General features: G+C 36.9%; 1 protein-coding gene. It reads left to right on the forward strand.

Going from position 1 to position 214, the window contains the following annotated elements; translation table 11 throughout:
- Window positions 1–214, forward strand: a 214-nt coding sequence (locus V6255_RS18825) for a 50S ribosomal protein L6 (protein WP_425355960.1), incomplete at both ends; no start/stop codon positions are given.

A 214-nucleotide genomic window follows, 5' to 3' on the forward strand; every position in this document is an offset into this window, starting at 1 on the left:
ACAAGCATTTACTGCACGTTCTAAAGTTAACAATATGTTTGTAGGTGTAACTGAAGGCTTTAAGAAGACTCTTCTTCTTCAAGGAGTTGGTTACAGTGCACAAGTTAAAGGTCAAGATGTAAACCTAACTTTAGGTTTCTCTAACCCTGTTGTATATACATTACCTCAAGGTAATTCTGCTACGGCGCTAAGCCAAACAGAAATCATCATTGAA

Origin of the sequence: Psychromonas arctica, from assembly GCF_038155225.1 — a bacterium.
GTDB classification, from domain to species: domain Bacteria; phylum Pseudomonadota; class Gammaproteobacteria; order Enterobacterales; family Psychromonadaceae; genus Psychromonas; species Psychromonas arctica_B.